This is a genomic window from Leisingera sp. G5_S3_59_S7 (genome assembly GCF_054968485.1).
Map to the genome: position 1 here is coordinate 48608 of NZ_JBQKUH010000009.1, position 15743 is coordinate 64350.

The 15743-nt window shown below is 66.5% G+C and carries 13 protein-coding genes; 5 read left to right on the plus strand and 8 right to left on the minus strand.

Going from position 1 to position 15743, the window contains the following annotated elements; genetic code table 11:
* The first annotated feature begins 76 nt into the window (after positions 1 to 76).
* Positions 77 to 1279, plus strand: coding sequence for a methionine gamma-lyase (locus ACTRWG_RS06810; RefSeq protein WP_027234632.1), 1203 nt, complete (start codon positions 77 to 79; stop codon positions 1277 to 1279).
* A 22-nt stretch (positions 1280 to 1301) separates the two neighbouring features.
* Positions 1302 to 3698: a 1-deoxy-D-xylulose-5-phosphate synthase N-terminal domain-containing protein gene (locus tag ACTRWG_RS06815; protein WP_027234631.1), complete on the plus strand. Its 2397-nt coding sequence runs from the start codon at positions 1302 to 1304 to the stop codon at positions 3696 to 3698.
* 42 nt (positions 3699 to 3740) lie between these two features.
* Here the strand turns inward: ACTRWG_RS06815 and ACTRWG_RS06820 are convergent, their stop codons facing one another.
* The 6 genes from ACTRWG_RS06820 to ACTRWG_RS06845 are packed head-to-tail and all read right to left on the minus strand — an operon-like array spanning position 3741 to position 9165.
* On the minus strand, positions 3741 to 4514 hold the full coding sequence (locus ACTRWG_RS06820) for a LamB/YcsF family protein (protein WP_027234630.1): 774 nt from the start codon (positions 4512 to 4514) through the stop codon (positions 3741 to 3743).
* Positions 4515 to 4523: 9 nt separating this feature from the next.
* A complete protein-coding gene (locus ACTRWG_RS06825; protein WP_027234629.1) occupies positions 4524 to 5540 on the minus strand; it encodes a 5-oxoprolinase subunit C family protein in 1017 nt (338 codons plus the stop codon).
* Complete coding sequence (locus ACTRWG_RS06830) at positions 5537 to 6283, minus strand: 5-oxoprolinase subunit B family protein (protein ID WP_027234628.1); 747 nt, start codon at positions 6281 to 6283, stop codon at positions 5537 to 5539. The genes ACTRWG_RS06825 and ACTRWG_RS06830 overlap by 4 nt, the downstream gene beginning before the upstream one ends.
* Positions 6283 to 7578 carry a TRAP transporter large permease gene (locus tag ACTRWG_RS06835; protein WP_027234627.1) on the minus strand — a complete coding sequence of 432 codons (1296 nt, stop codon included), beginning with the start codon at positions 7576 to 7578 and terminating at the stop codon, positions 6283 to 6285. The genes ACTRWG_RS06830 and ACTRWG_RS06835 overlap by 1 nt, the downstream gene beginning before the upstream one ends.
* A 9-nt stretch (positions 7579 to 7587) precedes the next feature.
* Entirely contained in the window at positions 7588 to 8136 is a 549-nt protein-coding gene (locus ACTRWG_RS06840) for a TRAP transporter small permease (RefSeq protein ID WP_027234626.1), read from the minus strand.
* A gap of 57 nt (positions 8137 to 8193) precedes the next feature.
* Positions 8194 to 9165, minus strand: coding sequence for a TRAP transporter substrate-binding protein (locus tag ACTRWG_RS06845; protein WP_027234625.1), 972 nt, complete (start codon positions 9163 to 9165; stop codon positions 8194 to 8196).
* A gap of 209 nt (positions 9166 to 9374) precedes the next feature.
* Here ACTRWG_RS06845 and ACTRWG_RS06850 point away from each other — a divergent pair, with 209 nt between their 5' ends.
* Positions 9375 to 9896, plus strand: a complete 522-nt coding sequence (locus ACTRWG_RS06850; RefSeq protein ID WP_027234624.1) for a winged helix DNA-binding protein — start codon at positions 9375 to 9377, stop codon at positions 9894 to 9896.
* Between the two features lie 28 nt (positions 9897 to 9924).
* Here the strand turns inward: ACTRWG_RS06850 and ACTRWG_RS06855 are convergent, their stop codons facing one another.
* Positions 9925 to 11208 (minus strand): replication initiation protein, encoded by a 1284-nt coding sequence (locus ACTRWG_RS06855; RefSeq protein WP_259972862.1) that lies wholly within the window; start codon positions 11206 to 11208, stop codon positions 9925 to 9927.
* Between the two features lie 590 nt (positions 11209 to 11798).
* Here ACTRWG_RS06855 and ACTRWG_RS06860 point away from each other — a divergent pair.
* Together ACTRWG_RS06860 and ACTRWG_RS06865 are read left to right on the plus strand one after the other, a co-directional pair.
* Entirely contained in the window at positions 11799 to 13220 is a 1422-nt protein-coding gene (locus ACTRWG_RS06860) for an AAA family ATPase (RefSeq protein ID WP_027234622.1), read from the plus strand.
* Entirely contained in the window at positions 13198 to 14289 is a 1092-nt protein-coding gene (locus ACTRWG_RS06865; RefSeq protein ID WP_027234621.1) for a ParB/RepB/Spo0J family partition protein, read from the plus strand. The genes ACTRWG_RS06860 and ACTRWG_RS06865 overlap by 23 nt, the downstream gene beginning before the upstream one ends.
* 248 nt (positions 14290 to 14537) lie before the next feature.
* Here the strand turns inward: ACTRWG_RS06865 and qhpR are convergent, their stop codons facing one another.
* The gene (qhpR, locus tag ACTRWG_RS06870) at positions 14538 to 15593 is read right to left on the minus strand and encodes an AraC-like transcriptional regulator QhpR (RefSeq protein ID WP_027234620.1); all 1056 of its coding nucleotides are present in this window, start codon (positions 15591 to 15593) and stop codon (positions 14538 to 14540) included.
* Between the last annotated feature and the right edge of the window lie 150 nt (positions 15594 to 15743).

The window sequence follows — 15743 nt, forward strand, 5'->3', positions numbered from 1 at the left end:
GTAAGATAGCATAATTGGCAATCCACCACCCTCCAGACAGGCGCAATATGGCAATAACAGAGATCAGGAGCCAGACATGACCCGTTCCGCAGGATTTGCCACCCGCGCCATTCACCACGCCTATGACCCGCAGGACCACGACGGGGCGCTGACCCCGCCGCTGCACCTGACATCGACCTTCACCTTTGAAACCGCCGAGGCCGGCGGCGAGATGTTCGCGGGCGAGCGCGCGGGCCATATCTACAGCCGCATCTCCAACCCCACCTGCGACCTGCTGGAACAGCGCATCGCAGTGCTTGAGGGCGCCGAGGCGGGCCTGGCCCTCTCCAGCGGCATGGGCGCGATCACCGCAGTCCTGTGGACGCTGCTGTCGCCCGGCGACGAGGTCATCGTCGACAAGACGCTCTATGGCTGCACCTTTGCCTTCATGCGCCACGGGCTGGCGAAATGGGGCGTCACCATCACCCACGTCGACATGACCGACCCGGAAAACCTGCGCGCAGCAGTGTCGGATAAGACCCGCGTCGTCTATTTCGAGACCCCGGCCAACCCCAACATGCGCCTGGTCGACATTGCCGCCACCTCTGAAATCGCCCATGCGGCGGGCGCCACGGTGGTGGTCGACAACACCTATGCGACCCCCTACCTGACCCGCCCGATCGAACACGGCGCCGACATCGTGCTGCATTCCGCCACCAAATACCTGGGCGGCCACGGCGATGTGGTGGCTGGCCTGGTCGTGGGCACCGCCGAGCAGATCGCCGAAATCCGCCTGGTCGGCATGAAGGACATGACCGGCGCCGTGATGGCCCCCTTCAACGCGATGCTGATCCTGCGCGGCATCAAGACCCTGAACCTGCGGATGGACCGCCACTGCGCCACCGCCCGCACCGTCGCCGCCTACCTTGAGGCGCACCCAGCCGTCGGCGCGGTCTATTTCCCCGGGCTCGACAGCTTTCAACAGCACGCCATCGCGGAGCGCCAGATGGACCAGCCCGGCGCCATGATCGCCTTCGAGGCCAAGGGCGGCCTGACCGGCGGCATCGCCCTGATGAACCGCCTGCAGATGATCCAGCGCGCGGTGTCACTGGGCGACGCGGAGACCCTGATCCAGCACCCGGCCTCGATGACCCACTCCACCTACACGCCGGAAGAGCGCGCCGAGCACGGCATCAGCGACGGCCTGATCCGCCTGTCGGTCGGGCTGGAGGACGCCGAAGACATCATCGCCGATCTGGAGCAGGCCCTGCCCCCCGCAGCCCTCCAGGCCGCCGAATAAACCGCCAGTCAAGGAGACCGCCATGCGCCCCGATCCTGCCCACCTCAAGACCATCGAACAGCGGCTCCTGTGGCTGTCGCACTGGATGGTCCACCACGCCAACCACATCCGCCCCAAGGCGGACGGCATCAAGGTGGGCGGGCATCAGGCGTCCTCCGCCTCGATGGTCTCGATCATGACGGCGCTCTATTTCTCCGCCCTGCGGCCCGAAGACCGGGTGGCGGTGAAACCCCACGCCGCCCCGGTCTTTCACGCCCTGCAATACCTGATGGGCAACCAGACCCGCGACAAGATGGAGAACTTCCGCGGCTTCGGCGGGGTGCAAAGCTACCCCAGCCGGACCAAGGACACCTGCGACGTGGATTTCTCCACCGGCTCGGTCGGGCTGGGGGTGGCGATCACCTCCTTCGCCTCGCTGATCCAGGACTACATCACCGCCAAAAGCTGGGGCGCAGACGCCCCGATGGGCCGCATGGTGGCCCTGGCCGGCGACGCCGAACTGGACGAGGGCAACATCTACGAGGCCCTGCAGGAGGGCTGGAAGAACGATCTGCGCAATTGCTGGTGGATCATCGACTACAACCGCCAATCGCTCGACGGCATCGTCCGCGAGGGGCTGTTCGAACGCATCGAGAAGATCTTCGACGCCTTCGGCTGGGACGTGGTGCGGGTGAAATACGGTGTCCTGCAACGCGCCGCCTTTGCCGAGCCCGGCGGCGACAAGCTGCGCGGCTGGATCGACGCCTGCCCGAACCAGGAATATTCCGCCCTCACCTTCATGGGCGGCGCGGTCTGGCGCCAGCGGCTGCTTGACGACCTAGGCGACCAGGGCGACGTCACCGCCCTGATCGAACGCCGCAGCGATTCTGAACTGGCGGCGCTGATGGAAAACCTCGGCGGCAACTGCGTCGAGACGATGGCCGAAACCTTCGACGCCATCGACCACGACCGCCCGGTCTGCTTCCTGGCCTACACGGTCAAGGGCTGGGGCACGCCAATTGCGGGCCACAAGGACAACCACGGCGGCCTGATGAACTCCACCCAGTTCGCCCAGTGGCAGGCGCATATGGGCGTGCCCGAGGGGCAGGAGTGGGACCCCCTCGCCACCGTCCAGGACCCGGAAGGCCTGCGCAAGTTCCTGTCCCAGGTGCCGTTCTTCGCCGAAGGCACCCGCCGCTATGCCGACGCCCGGCTGGCGGTGCCCGAAATCGACGCCCCCACCGGCCGCGAGATTTCGACCCAGATGGCCTTCGGCAAGATCCTCGACGATCTGTCCAAGGGCAGCAGCGATCTGGCCGACCGCATCGTCACCACCTCGCCGGACGTGACCGGGACCACCAGCCTTGGCCCCTGGGTGAACCGGCGCAAGCTGTTCTCCCGCACCGCCCAGGCCGACGCCTTCATCGAGCACCGCATCCCCTCCACCGCGAAATGGGAATTCACGCCGGAGGGCCAGCACATCGAGCTGGGCATCGCCGAGATGAACCTGATGCTGCTGCTGGGCGCGGCCGGCCTCTCACATTCGCTGTTCGGCAAGCGGCTCATTCCCATCGGCACCGTTTATGACCCCTTCGTGAGCCGCGGCCTCGATGCGCTGAATTATGCCTGTTATCAGGACGCGCGCTTCATCCTCGCGGGCACGCCCTCAGGCGTCACCCTGGCGCCCGAAGGCGGCGCGCACCAGTCCATCGGCACCCCGCTGATCGGCATGAGCCAGGACGGCCTCGCCGCCTTTGAACCCGCCTTCGCGGATGAGCTGGCAGTGATCATGCAATGGGCCTTCGACTATGTGCAGCGCGACGGCGAGGGCGACCCGGACGAACGCACCTGGCTGCGGGATGAGACCGGCGGCTCGGTCTATCTGCGCCTCACCACCAGCCCGCTGGAGCAGCCCGGCAAACGGGCCGATGACGCCTTCCGGCAGGGCACCATCGACGGCGCCTACTGGCTGCGCCCGCCGGGGCCGAACTGCGAGGTGGTGATTGCCTACCAAGGCGCCGTCGCGTCCGAGGCGATCAAGGCCGCAGGCATGATTGCTGAGGACCGCCGCGACATCGGCGTGCTGGCGGTGACCTCCGCCGACCGGCTGAACTCCGGCTGGACCGCCGCCCAGCGGGCGCGCTCGCGCGGCAATGCCGCGGCGCAGTCTCATGCCGAAACCCTGATGAGTGCGCTGCCGCCGCACTGCAAGCTGATCACTGTGATCGACGGCCACCCCGCCACCCTGTCCTGGCTGGGCTCGGTCGCGGGCCATCAGACCATCCCGATGGGAGTGGAGCATTTCGGCCAGACCGGCACCATCGGCGACCTCTACCGCCACCACGGCATCGACGCCGCCGCCATCGTCGAAAAGGTGAACGGCCTCACTGCAGGCAAGCGGGCCGCCCGCGGCGCCTTTGCCGCGATGGCGCGCAGCTGAGGTCTGAAAAATGCGGGGGCTTTCTGCCCCCGCCTCACGCTCTTACAGCACCGCGCCGCTGAACTGGGCCAGCTCGACGCCGCTGTCCTGCAGCGCGCGGCGCACATCGGCGGCAATCGCCACCGCGGCCGGCGTGTCGCCATGCAGGCAGATGGTATCAATCCGCGCCGGGATGCGCTTGCCGCTGGCGGTGATGATCGCGCCCTCGCGCACCATCTCCACCATCCGCCGCCCGGCCTCTGCCGGATCATGGATCACCGCGCCGGGCAGGCTGCGGTCCACCAGCGTCGCGTCATCGTTATAGGCGCGGTCGGCAAAGATCTCGCACGCCGTCTTGCAGCCCAGCTCCTGCGCAGCCTGCTGCTGCGCGGTGCCCGCCAGCACCATCACGATGATCTCCGGGTCCACCGACAGAGCCGCCTGATAGCAGGCCCGCGCCATCGCCAGATCTTCCGAGGCCATATTGGCCAGCGCCCCGTGAAGCTTCAGATGCCGCACCGCGCCGCCCGCCGCGCGCGCCATCGCCTGCGCCGCGCCCAGCTGGTAACGCACCATATTGCCCAGCGTCCCGTGCGGCACCGACATCCGGCGGCGGCCAAAGCCCTGCAGGTCGGGAAAGCCCGGATGCGCGCCGATGCCGGTGCCCTTGGCCACCGCGTGTTTCATCGTCGCCGCCATCACATCCGGATCGCCCGCATGATAACCGCAGGCGATATTGGCCGAGGTCACGATATCCAGCAGCCCGGCATCATCGCCCAGGGACCAGGCGCCAAAGCTTTCGCCCATATCGGCATTCAGATCGACAGTTCGGGTCATGTCATCTCCTCACAAGACATCTTCTTCACCGGCAATCACGCCGCTGATCAGCTGATAGGACAGCAGGTTCGTCATACTGCGCGGATCGCGGATCAGGGGATAGCACCGGCTGCGCAGCCCCTCGCACCGCTCCGCCTCGGCCCGTTCCAGCCCGACCGCCTCCTCCAGCGGAATGAAACGGAAGTGCAGCTCCGCCCCCGCCGCCGCCTGCGCCAGCAGCGGCAGGTCGCAGGGCACCACCGTGCCGATCCGGGGATAGCCGCCGGTGGTCTGGCACTCCGACAGCAGCACATAAGGCGTGCCGTCGCCGGTCACCTGGATGTCGCCGGGCACGATCACCTCAGACACCACCGTGCGCGCGCCGTCGGGGCGGAAGCCTTCGCCATCGCTCTCCAACGGTACACCCATCCGGTTGCCGCGCGCCCCGCGGCGGAAGACCGTGCCTTCGAACCGCTCCAGCTCGGCTTGCGGGAACAGCGCCGTCTGCAGGCTCGCCACAACCCGCACGGTGCCGCCCTCAAACCGGTTCTCCGGCGTCAGCCCCAGCCCGGTGCCACGGCCGCTGTCAGGGCCGGTCACCAGCACGTCGCCTTCCGCTAGCGCAGCACCAATGCCCGCCGCCAGATGCGCCGAGCGCGCGCCCAGATGCTCCGGCGTCTGAAAGCCGCCGCCCACATGCAGATAGCCATAGCTGCCGCTCTGCGCCGCGCCGATGGTCAGCCGCGCCCCCGCGGGCAGCAGGTGGCTGGCGTTCCAGGCCACGGCGGTGCCGTCGATGCTCGCCCGCATCGGCGCGCCGGTCAGGGCGATGCGCAGATCGCTGTCCGCCTGGAACTCGCCGCCCAGGCCGGCCATCTCGACCGCTGCCAGATCCGCCACCTGCCCCAGCAGCGCCGCGCCCTCGGCCAGCGCCAGCCGATCGGCAGCGCCGCCGCGCGACACCCCGTATTCCAGCCAGCCCGGGCGGCCGAGGTCCTGAACCGTCATCCCCGGCCCTGCGCGCAGAATGGTCAACGAGCCGGTCATGACAGTTCCTCCGCCTTGGCGCCGCCCAGCGGATCGCGCCGCAAGCCTTGCAGCTCTTCCGGCGTCACCGGGGTGAATTGCACCTCATCGCCAGGGCGCAGCAGGAACGGCTCCTCCGCATCCGGGCGGAACAGCCGCACTGCGGTCTGGCCCGCGTGCATCCAGCCGGTGGGCGTCGCCACCGAAAACAGCACCAGCTGGCGGATCGCCACCGCCAGCGCGCCTTCGGGAATGCGGGTTGTCAGCTGGCTCTGGCGCGGAATGTCCCAGGCCTCCGGCAATTCGCCCAGATAGGGCTGGCCGGGGGCAAAACCGATGGTCTGCACCCTGACCCGCGCCGCCGAGAGGGAGGCCACCGCCTCCGCCTCCGTCATGCCCGCAGCCTCCGCCGCCTGCGGCAGCTGCGGCGCCAGATCGGTGCCGAACACCGCCGGAATGCGCCACAGGCGGCGCTGGCCGGGCAGCGCGGCCGCGTACCAGTCGCGCTGCGCCAGCAGCGCCTCCAGCCGCGCCCGCAGCGCCGCATGGTCCAGATGCCGCAGGTCGAACCGCACATAGGCCGACACCAGCGAGGTTGAGACCTCCTCTACCCCGTCCCAGCTTGCCTCCGCCAGTGCTGCGCGGAACGCCAGGGCGGCGCGGTTGGCCGGCTCGCTCAGACGGCTGCCAAAGCTCACCAGCATCCCGTCCACCCCCACCGTGCGGATTTCGGGAACGGGCGGTGCTGCGCGTTCCTCAGCCATCACATCTGCTCCGGCAGGTAGGTCACGATGGCCGGGAACAGCACGATCAGCACCAGCGCCACGATCATCAGGAAGAAGAACGGCAGCGCCGCCTTGGCCACGGTCAGAATGTCCCGCCCGGTCAGCGATTGCAGCACAAACAGGTTAAACCCGACCGGCGGCGTGATCTGCGACATCTCCACCACGATCACCAGGAAGATGCCGAACCACAAGGGGTCAATCCCTGCCTCCAGCACCATCGGCATGATCACCGAGGCCGTCAGCACCACGACCGAAATCCCATCCAGGAAGCAGCCCATGATCACAAAGAAGATGGTCAGCGCCGCCAGCAGGGTGAAGGTCGACAGGTTCAAGGAGCCGATCCACTCCGCCAGGATGCGCGGAATGCCGGTAAAGCCCATCGCCACCGTCAGGAACGACGCCCCCGCCAGGATAAAGGCGATCATGCAGGAGGTGACGGTCGCCCCCATCAGCCCCTCGGTAAAGCTCTGCCGGGTCAGCGAGCCGGACTGCCACGACAAGAACAGCGCCAGCACCACTCCCACGGCGGCGGCATCGGTGGGTGAGGCAATGCCCGCATAGATCGAGCCGATCACCCCGCCGATCAGCAGCACCACCGGCAGCAGCCTGCGGGCGCGCTTCAGCTTCTCGCGGAAAGTGGCGGCAATGTCCTCGGTCGGCAGCTGGCTGCGGTTCAGCAGCGCCCAGACCACCACATAGCCGACGAACAGCCCGACCAGCAGCACGCCAGGCAGCACGCCTGCAACAAACAGCCGGGCAATGGATTGCTCAGTCGCCACGCCATAGACGATCAGGATGATCGACGGCGGGATCAGCAGCCCCAGCGTGGCGGACCCCGCCAGGGTGCCGATCACCAGCTTCTCGGGGTAGCCGCGGCGCGACAACTCGGGGATCGACAGCTTGCCGATGGTGGCGGCGGTGGCGGCGGAAGAGCCCGACACCGCGGCAAAGATCCCGCAGGCAAAGACGTTCACATGCAAAAGCTGCCCGGGCAGCCGGTTCATCCAGGGCGACAGCCCGGTGAACATGTCCTCCGACAGGCGCGAGCGGAACAGGATCTCGCCCATCCAGATGAACAGCGGCAGCGCCGCCAGGGCCCAGGAGTTGCTGTGGCCCCACATGGTGGTGGCCATCACCAGCCCCAGCGGCGCCTCGGTGAACAGCGCCATGGCGGCGATGCCCACGCCCAAGAGGGCAAAGGCCACCCACAGGCCGGCGCCCAGGAACAGGAACAGAAGGACCAGAAGAATGATGGAAAGCGCGGCAACCGACATGGTGATCCCCTATTCGCTCAGAAGATTTTCGCCCTTGCCCTCCCAGGAGGGCAGCGCGCCGCGCAGCATCGAGATCAGCTCGTCCGCCAGCGCCAGGGTGAGGATCGCAAGGCCAAGCGCCACCGGTGCCTGCGGCAGCCACAGCGGCACCGACACCATGCCCGCGCTGCGGTCGCCGAACTCCAGCGATTCCAGCAAGAGCAGCCCCATGTACCAGGTGGCAAAACCGCTCATCGCCAGCGCCAGCAGGATCACCCCCAGCTCCGCCGCGCGGTGGGCGGCGGGGGGCAAGCGGTTGGTCACCAGCGTCACCCGGATATGGCCGCCCGCCCGCAGCGCATAGGCCAGCGCCAGAAAGGTCGAGGCGGCCAGGAAAAAGCCGGTGAAATCCGCATAAGACGGGATCGTCAGGCCCACCCCGGTTCCGGTCAGCGCCACCGCGATCTTGTCAGCAAGGTTCAGGCACACCTGCGCAAAAACCAGCGCCACGATGGCCACGATAAACAGTGCTGCCAGGCCCCCGGCCGCACGGTAGATGAAATCAAGCACAGGCCGCATCGCTGCCCCTCCTCCCCAGGAGACCGGACGCCGCCCCGGCGTCCGGCCATGGTCACGTTACTGCTGGTAAGCGTTCAGCAGGGTGGCGCCGGCCTCCCCGGCCTCGCCCTTCCAGTTTTCCAGCATCTCGGCGCCAATCGCGCGCAGGCCGTCCATCAGCTCCTCCGACGGCTCGGACACGGTGATGCCGTTTTCTTTCAGCACCTCGATCTGGCTGCTGGTCTCGGCCCGGCTCATCTCCCAGCCGCGCGCCTCGGCCTCAGCCGCGGCTTCCAGAACGGCGGTCTGGGTCGCCTCATCCAGACGGCGGAACGCCCGCTTGTTCACCACCACGATGTTCTTCGGGATCCAGGCCTGGATATCGGTGTAATGGGTCAGGAAGTCCCACGCCTTCGAATTCACGCCGGTGGAGGGCGAGGTGATCATCGCCTCGACCCGGCCGGTGCTGAAGGCCTGCGGAATGTCCGGCACTTCAACCTGCGTCGGTGCCGCGCCCGCCAGGTTGGCGAACTGCTCCAGCGTCGCGTTGTAGGTGCGGAACTTCAGACCCGCCAGATCCTCGACACTGTTGATTTCCTTGGTGGTGTACAGCCCCTGCGGCGGCCACGGCACAGCGTACAGCGCCATCAGCCCCTGCTCGTCCAGCAGCCCGTCGATCACGTCCTTCTGCGCCGCCCACAGCCGCTCGGCCTGGTCATAGCTGGTCGCCAGGAACGGCAGCGAGTCAGCGCCGAACGCCGGGTTGTCATTGGCCAGGAGCGACAGGAAAAACTCGCCCGCGGGCACCTGGCCGCTGCGCACCGCCTTGCTGATTTCCGGGTGCTTGAACAGCGAACCGGCAGAGTGGACCTTGATCTCCAGCCCGCCATCGGTCGCCTCGGCCACGTCGCTGGCAAACTCAGTGATGTTCTTGGTGTGGAACGTGGCGTCCGGATAGGGCGTTGGCATGTCCCAGGTCGCGGCCAGCGCCGGAACCGACAGACCGGCAATCAGAACGGCGGCGCCGCCCAGCAAACGGGTGATCTTCATCTTAATTTCCTCCCAAAGCGAAATATTGCAATATCGTACCCATAACGCTGATAATTTGTCAACGTTTTGCCAATGTATGGCGCCCGGCCCGCACCTGGCCCGCCGCCGCCACCGGCACCACGGCCTGCTTGATCTCCTTGATACTTTGCCCTTTTATGACCACATGCAGATAAAACGCCGGGGTTTTATCAACAAAGAAGGGGCAAAAGATGGCCGAAAAGAAACCGGATTCCCGCCGAATCGTCTCCTCCCGCCACCTGGCCGAAGGCGAAGGCTGGGAGCTGTCGGAGCTGGAATTCGGCCTGATCATCGCTTCCAACGCCTTTTCCCGCTGGATGACCCGCTGCATGGCCGCGGCCGGCCAGCCGGATCTGAATCCGCTGGAAATCCTGATCCTGCACAACGTCAACCACCGCGGCAAGGACAAGCGCCTGTCCGACATCTGCTTCCTGCTCAACATCGAGGACAGCCACACGGTGAACTACGGACTGCGCAAACTGCTCAAGGCCGGGCTGCTGGCCTCCGAAAAGCGCGGCAAGGAAGTGTTCTACCGCACCTCCGCCGAGGGCGCGGAGCTGTGTTCCGCCTACCGCGACGTGCGCCGCCAGTGCCTGCTGGACGGGCTGTCCGCCGCCGACCTGCCGGGCAAGGACCTGCGCGAGCTGGCCCGCAGCCTGCGCGCGCTCTCGGGCCATTACGACCAGGCCAGCCGCGCCGCCGCCTCGCTCTGAACCACGGGGCAGCAGGCGCCCCCCTGCCCTATCCGGCCAGTTCCTCGAACGCGCCCGGGATCAGTTCCTCCCAGAATTCCGCCATCTGGCTGGCCAGCAAGGCCGCGCCCCAGCCGCGGTTGCGGAATTCCTCGCGGTCGATCTCATCTTCCAGGCGGCTCAGGAACAGCCGCTTGTCGGCGTCCCGCTGGGTGGGCGAGCGGCTGGCGGCCAGATCGCGGATCCGCTCCAGCCGCTGCGCCCTCAGCGCGCGCTCCTGCGCCTTGGCCGCATCCTCTGCCGCGGCCTTGCGCGCCGCCACGGCCTCCGCCGCCTTGCGCGCCTTCGCCGCCGCCAGCAGTTCCGGGGAAACCTCTTTCACCGCCTCCGCAGGCGCGTCCTTATAGTCGTCCCGCAGCGCCGCACTCAAATAGCGCACCGGGCTGTCCACCCCCTTGCGCCCCTTCAGATAGCCGACCTTCTCGGCCACATAATCCTCGCCATGCTCGGCAATCCACTGCCGCGCCAGCCGGTCGCTCACCCCCAGCTCCATCAGCTGGCCGTAAACAGCCCCCTGCCGCACCCCAGCGCCATCATCAATATCCAGCATCGCCAGCTGCGGGTTCTCCTTGATCAGAAACCGCACCTCCGCCACCTGCCGCCCCATCTTCTTGAACTCCGGCGTCAGCAGGATGTTGGAGGTCTTGTTCACCTCCGCCACCGCCGGCTTGATGATCTTGGCATTCAGATGCTTGAAGCTCTCGTAATACGCACTGCCGTCCACCCCCATCAGACGGCGGAACAGCGCAATGTCCCACCAGCCGGTCGATCCCGTGCGCACAAACCGGTAGCAGTTCTCATACAGCGCCAGCGCGTGTCCGCTGGTAAACCGCCGCTGGATGTTCAGATTAATCAGCGCAAACACCTTGGGGTCATGCAGCTTCTCCGCCAGCGCCGGGCTGTAGGCATATTCGCACACCCCGCCCTGCAGCTTGGCGTAGGACAGCAGGGAGCTTACCCCCCACTCCTGCTTGCCGTTCTCATCCAGCATGTCCCATTCCGCCACCGTCTCCGCCAGGCTGCGCAGCGACTGCTTCAGGGTTTCCATATCGTTGGAGTTGTAGCCCACCATCATGCACAGCGTCTGCGCGTCAATCTGGTGCTTGGGCTTGGAGATCAGCGCGTCATAGGCATTCAGCAGCAGCACATTGGACAGTTTGCGCTGCAGCAGCGTCAGCTTGCCCGAGACATGGATTGCCGCGACATTCTTCTTCACCGACCCCCGGCGCAACGGCCCGGTCAGCTTGCTGTGCGGGATGTCGTCTGGATCCATCGCCCTGCCCTCTTGCCCCTGGCGGCTTGACGCTCTTGCGGGGATTCTGCTCTGGACAGACTATGGCGCAAAAGGAACCCGCGCTCAATCCCGGCTTGGGGACCCGTTTACAGGAGAAGCCCATCCCGGAAACGGGTACCTTAACACCGGATCGGCCCCCGCAGGCCCCGGATACAGCCGAAATTCCCCGGTTTCCGGCTGATCCGGGCGCTCAAACGGCCTGATTTGGGGTCTCAGGGGCACGGGTACCTGTCGCCCTGCGAATCGGGCCCCTTGCTCCCGCAGACAGGTACCCATGATCCTGCAAACGGGTTCCTTTGACCCCGGATGCGGGTCCCCAAAAGAAATTAACCCGCTGATATATATGATCTTCTTAGCCCCAAAGATTCTAAACTGAATCAAAGATTCACAACATTTCAACCTGTTTGTGCGATAGTAATTTTCGGGGAAAAGACTCATATATTCCGCGGATTACGGACGGCAGCGGAAAACAGATGCGCCGCCAGATAATGATTCACTCTCTGCCCCGGATGTGCGACAAAACCGGTGATAACACGCCAAACAGGCGATTTTACCGAGGCACACGAGACATGGCAAAAAAACCGGACACTCCCCTGCCCCCCTATTTCAACCTGGATCCGGCAGCGGCAGCGGACAAGCTGGGCGAGGTGGTCGACACCGCCAGATTCGCCAAGGCCGCGGCGTTTGCAGGCCGGGGCCGCGATGATCTGGCCAAGCGCGGCTACGCGCCGGACGGTCGCAAACGGCTGCGCAAATTCTCCACCTGGGAGGTCTGCCGCTACCTGATCCCCGTCGCCCCCGCGCATCTGCGCCGGGTGCTGAACAAGAACCCCGATCTGCCCCAGGGCGAGGGCGCCAGCGGCTCCAAATGGTTCACCTTGGAGGAGGTGCTGAAGCTGCGCGACCATTTCGCGGAGGAAGGCATCTCCACCAAGGAATACCGCCCCTACCGCCCCGAGGGCCTGCCCGCCAAGGTGGTCGCGGTTGCGAACTTCAAGGGCGGCGTCGGCAAGACCTCGACCGCGGCGCATCTGGCGATGTCCGCCGCGCTCGACGGCTACAAGGTGCTGGTGGTGGATCTGGACTCCCAGGGTTCCATGACCTCGATCCTCGGCGGCCAGGTGGCAGATGAATGGCAGACCGTCTTCCCCCTGCTCGCCCGCGACTACGCCGAGGCGGTGGAGGCCGAGAACAAGGTCCGCGCCGCCGCCGGGTCAGACCCGATCCCGCTGGACGAGACCCTGACCGAGGCGCGGGAGGTTTCGCTGCGAAACGTGGTCCAGAAAACCCACTGGCCCAACATCGACCTCATTGGCGCGCAGCTGAACCTCTACTGGGCGGAATTCCAGATCCCGGTCTGGCGCATGGGCCTGCGCAACTGGGCCCTGTGGGACGCGCTGACCAACGCGCTGGACCAGGGCGGCGCGCTGGACGACTATGACGTTATCCTGCTCGATACCCCCCCTGCCCTCGGCTACCTCACCATCAACGCGCTGGCTGCGGCTGACATCCTGATGGTGCCGCTGGGCGCATCGTTCCTGGAGTTCGACTCCACCGGCCGGTTCTTCGACATGCTTTATTCCACCTTCGCCTCGATCGAGGACGGCGAGAACGCTGCCCGCCGCCGTGCGGGCCTGCCGGAGATGAAGTTCGAATGGGACGTGGTGCGCGCCCTGATCACCCGCTTCGACGCCAGCCAGCAGACCGATCTGGCCAATGTGATCCAGGCCTATTTCGGCGACATGATGAACGCCTACCGGCAGGACTACACCGCCCTGGTCGGCCAGGCCGGCGAAAGCGTCTCCGGCATCTACGAGGCCGACTACCGCAACTTCAACCGCGAGACCTATACCCGCGGCCGCGAGGTGTTTGACCGCACCTATGCGGAATTCAAGGAACTGCTGATCGGCAGCTGGTGGCGCGATCAGCAGATGGAGCAGCAGCAATCCCAGCAAGAGGAGACAGCAGATGGCCAGGCGCAGACAGCTTGAAACGCCCTCGCCCGAGGCGCTGAAGGAGATTGAGGCAGGCATCGACCGGGATCTGGCCCGCGGCCCCGGGCTGCGGCCGCCGATTGCCGATGTGGTGGCCGATGCCGCCCGCCATGCCGACCCCCTGCCCCAGGCCGGCCGCGAGGCCGCGGCCCGCGACCGGGCTGATGCCGAACGGCTGCGCGCGGCAGAGGAAAAAGGCCTGGTGGCGGTGGAACTGCCCATCACCGACATCACCGCCGAGGCGCTGAACCGCGACCGGATCGTGATGGACGAGGAAGAGATGCAGGAGCTGATGACCTCGATCTCGGTCAACGGCCTGCGCCTGCCCATTGAAGTGTTCGAGCCGCAGAACCACGAGGACGCGGGCAAATACGCGCTGGTCTCCGGCTACCGCCGCCTGACCGCAGTGCGCCGCCTCAACGCGCTCAGCGGCGGCGAACGGTTCCAGACCATCCCCGCCTTCATCCGCGCCCCCGGCAGCATTGCCGATGCGCTGGTCGCGATGATCGAGGAAAACGAGATCCGCGCAGGTCTCAGCCAGTATGAACGCGGCCGCGCCGCCGCCTCTGCCGTGCATGACGGCGTGTTTCCCACCGTCGACGAGGCCGTGGCGGTGCTGTTCCAGAACGCCTCCAAGGCCAAGCGCTCCAAGATCCGCTCCTTTGCCCTGATCCACGAGGAGCTGGGCGACATGCTGGCCTTTGCCACCGGCCTCAACGAACGCCAGTGCCTGCGGCTTGCGGGCGCCTTGCGGGCCGGGCTGGCCGAAGACCTCCGCACCGCGCTGGAACAGGCCGGCGGGCGCTCGGCGGCAGAGGAATGGGACGCCATGCTGCCGGTCATCGAACAGGCCGAAGGCGCGCCGCAGGACCCCAGCCGCGGCGGCCGCCCCAAGGCCGCGCAGAAGATCGAACGCGCCCGCAAGACCCGGGTTGCCCGCGGCATCACCATCGAACGGGAGCTTGGCCCGAGCGGCTATGCCATCCGCTTTTCCGGCTCCGAGGTGACGGCAGAACTGGTCGATGCGGTGATGGACAACGTGCGCCATCTGCTGGAAAACGGCTAAGCGGGCAGGGTGCTGCCGCCAGGTTTCGCTGCGAAACCCCCGGTCTTGGGCCGGGGGTTTTGTTTTGCGCGCAAGGGCCGGCACGGCACAGGCGGCTAGCCCCAGCGGGTAGGTTTCGCTGCGAAACCTCCTGTGCGGCCCCTATCTCGCGAACCAACTGCGCGATGCCCGCTGCACCCTGGCAGGTTTCGCTGCGAAACCGCCCCCGCGCATGATCAATGCAGATATTTCCCTGTTGCGGCAGCCCGTCAGTTCGCAGCGGACTCCGCGCTGGCCTCACACTCTCTGGCCCCTTCGGCGCAGCATTGCTTGCGGAACTGGCTGGGCGTTGCGCCCTCGCGCTGGCGGAAGGCGCGCTCAAACGCGGAGACTTCGGAATAGCCCAGCCGCTCCGAGATGTCGTGCAGCTGCGCGCCCGGGGCCAGCAGCATGCGCTTGGCGATCTCCATCCGGCAGCCCGCCAGCAGCCGGGAGAACTTCTGCCCCTCATCCTCCAGCCGCCGCCGCAGGGTGCGGCGGGACATGCCCAGGGCGGCGGCGATGGCGGTCTGCTCAAAGCTCTCCCGCCCGATCCGCATCAGCAGCTCGCGGCGCACCCGCACGGTGACCGGCGCGTCGCGCTCGCTTTGGCGGGCGGTGCGGACAATTGATTGCGAGGCGGTTTTAAAAGCCGGGTTTTCGCTGTCCGCCAGCGGCAGATCCAGCAGCCCGGCGGAGAACACCAGCGTGTTCGAGCCCGCGGAATACTGCACCGGGCAGCGCGGTCCGGCGCTGCTGCGGCTGTGCAGGGCGCTTGATTCGTGCTCCAGCGACAGCAGCTCTGGCCGCCAGTCCGGTCCGGTGGCAGACCGGATCAGGCTGTGGAACACCGACAGCGTCAGCTCTGCATCCTGCTGCCGCGGCCAGATGCGGGTGTCGAGAATCCGGTAGGTCAGCCGCGCCTTGTCCCCGTCGACCGTCAGCCGCAGTTCGGAATCGCTTTGCACCATCGGAAAGGCGCTGCGGAACAGTGACAGGGCAGCCCCCAGCGTCGGCGCCTGCATAATATATTCCCCAAGCGTGCCAAGGTTTTGCAGGTTGAAGACCGAGCCGACCCGCCAGCCGAAATCGGGCAGGCCAAGCTGTTCGGAGGCGTGCTCGCAGAAGTCGACGAATTTCTTCAGGCCGATCTCGCCCTCAAGGTCCTGCTGGCTGATCCCGGCGTTGCGGGAGATCGACGCCGCATCGCCGTTCATGAACTCAACGGCCCGCAGCGGGTCATTCAAAGTGGAGGCAGAAATCCGGGGCTGGTAGTTGTGTGGCATCGCGCATTTCCTCAGGATTGCGCCAGAATACCGCAAAAATCTGCCATTCCAGAAAAAATGCCGCAGACCGGGCCAGAGCCGCCGATTCTGTCCGGAAATGTCGGGTTGTTGTCCGGAAGTGTCCGCCACAAGAGGCGGCCCGCCGGGGCA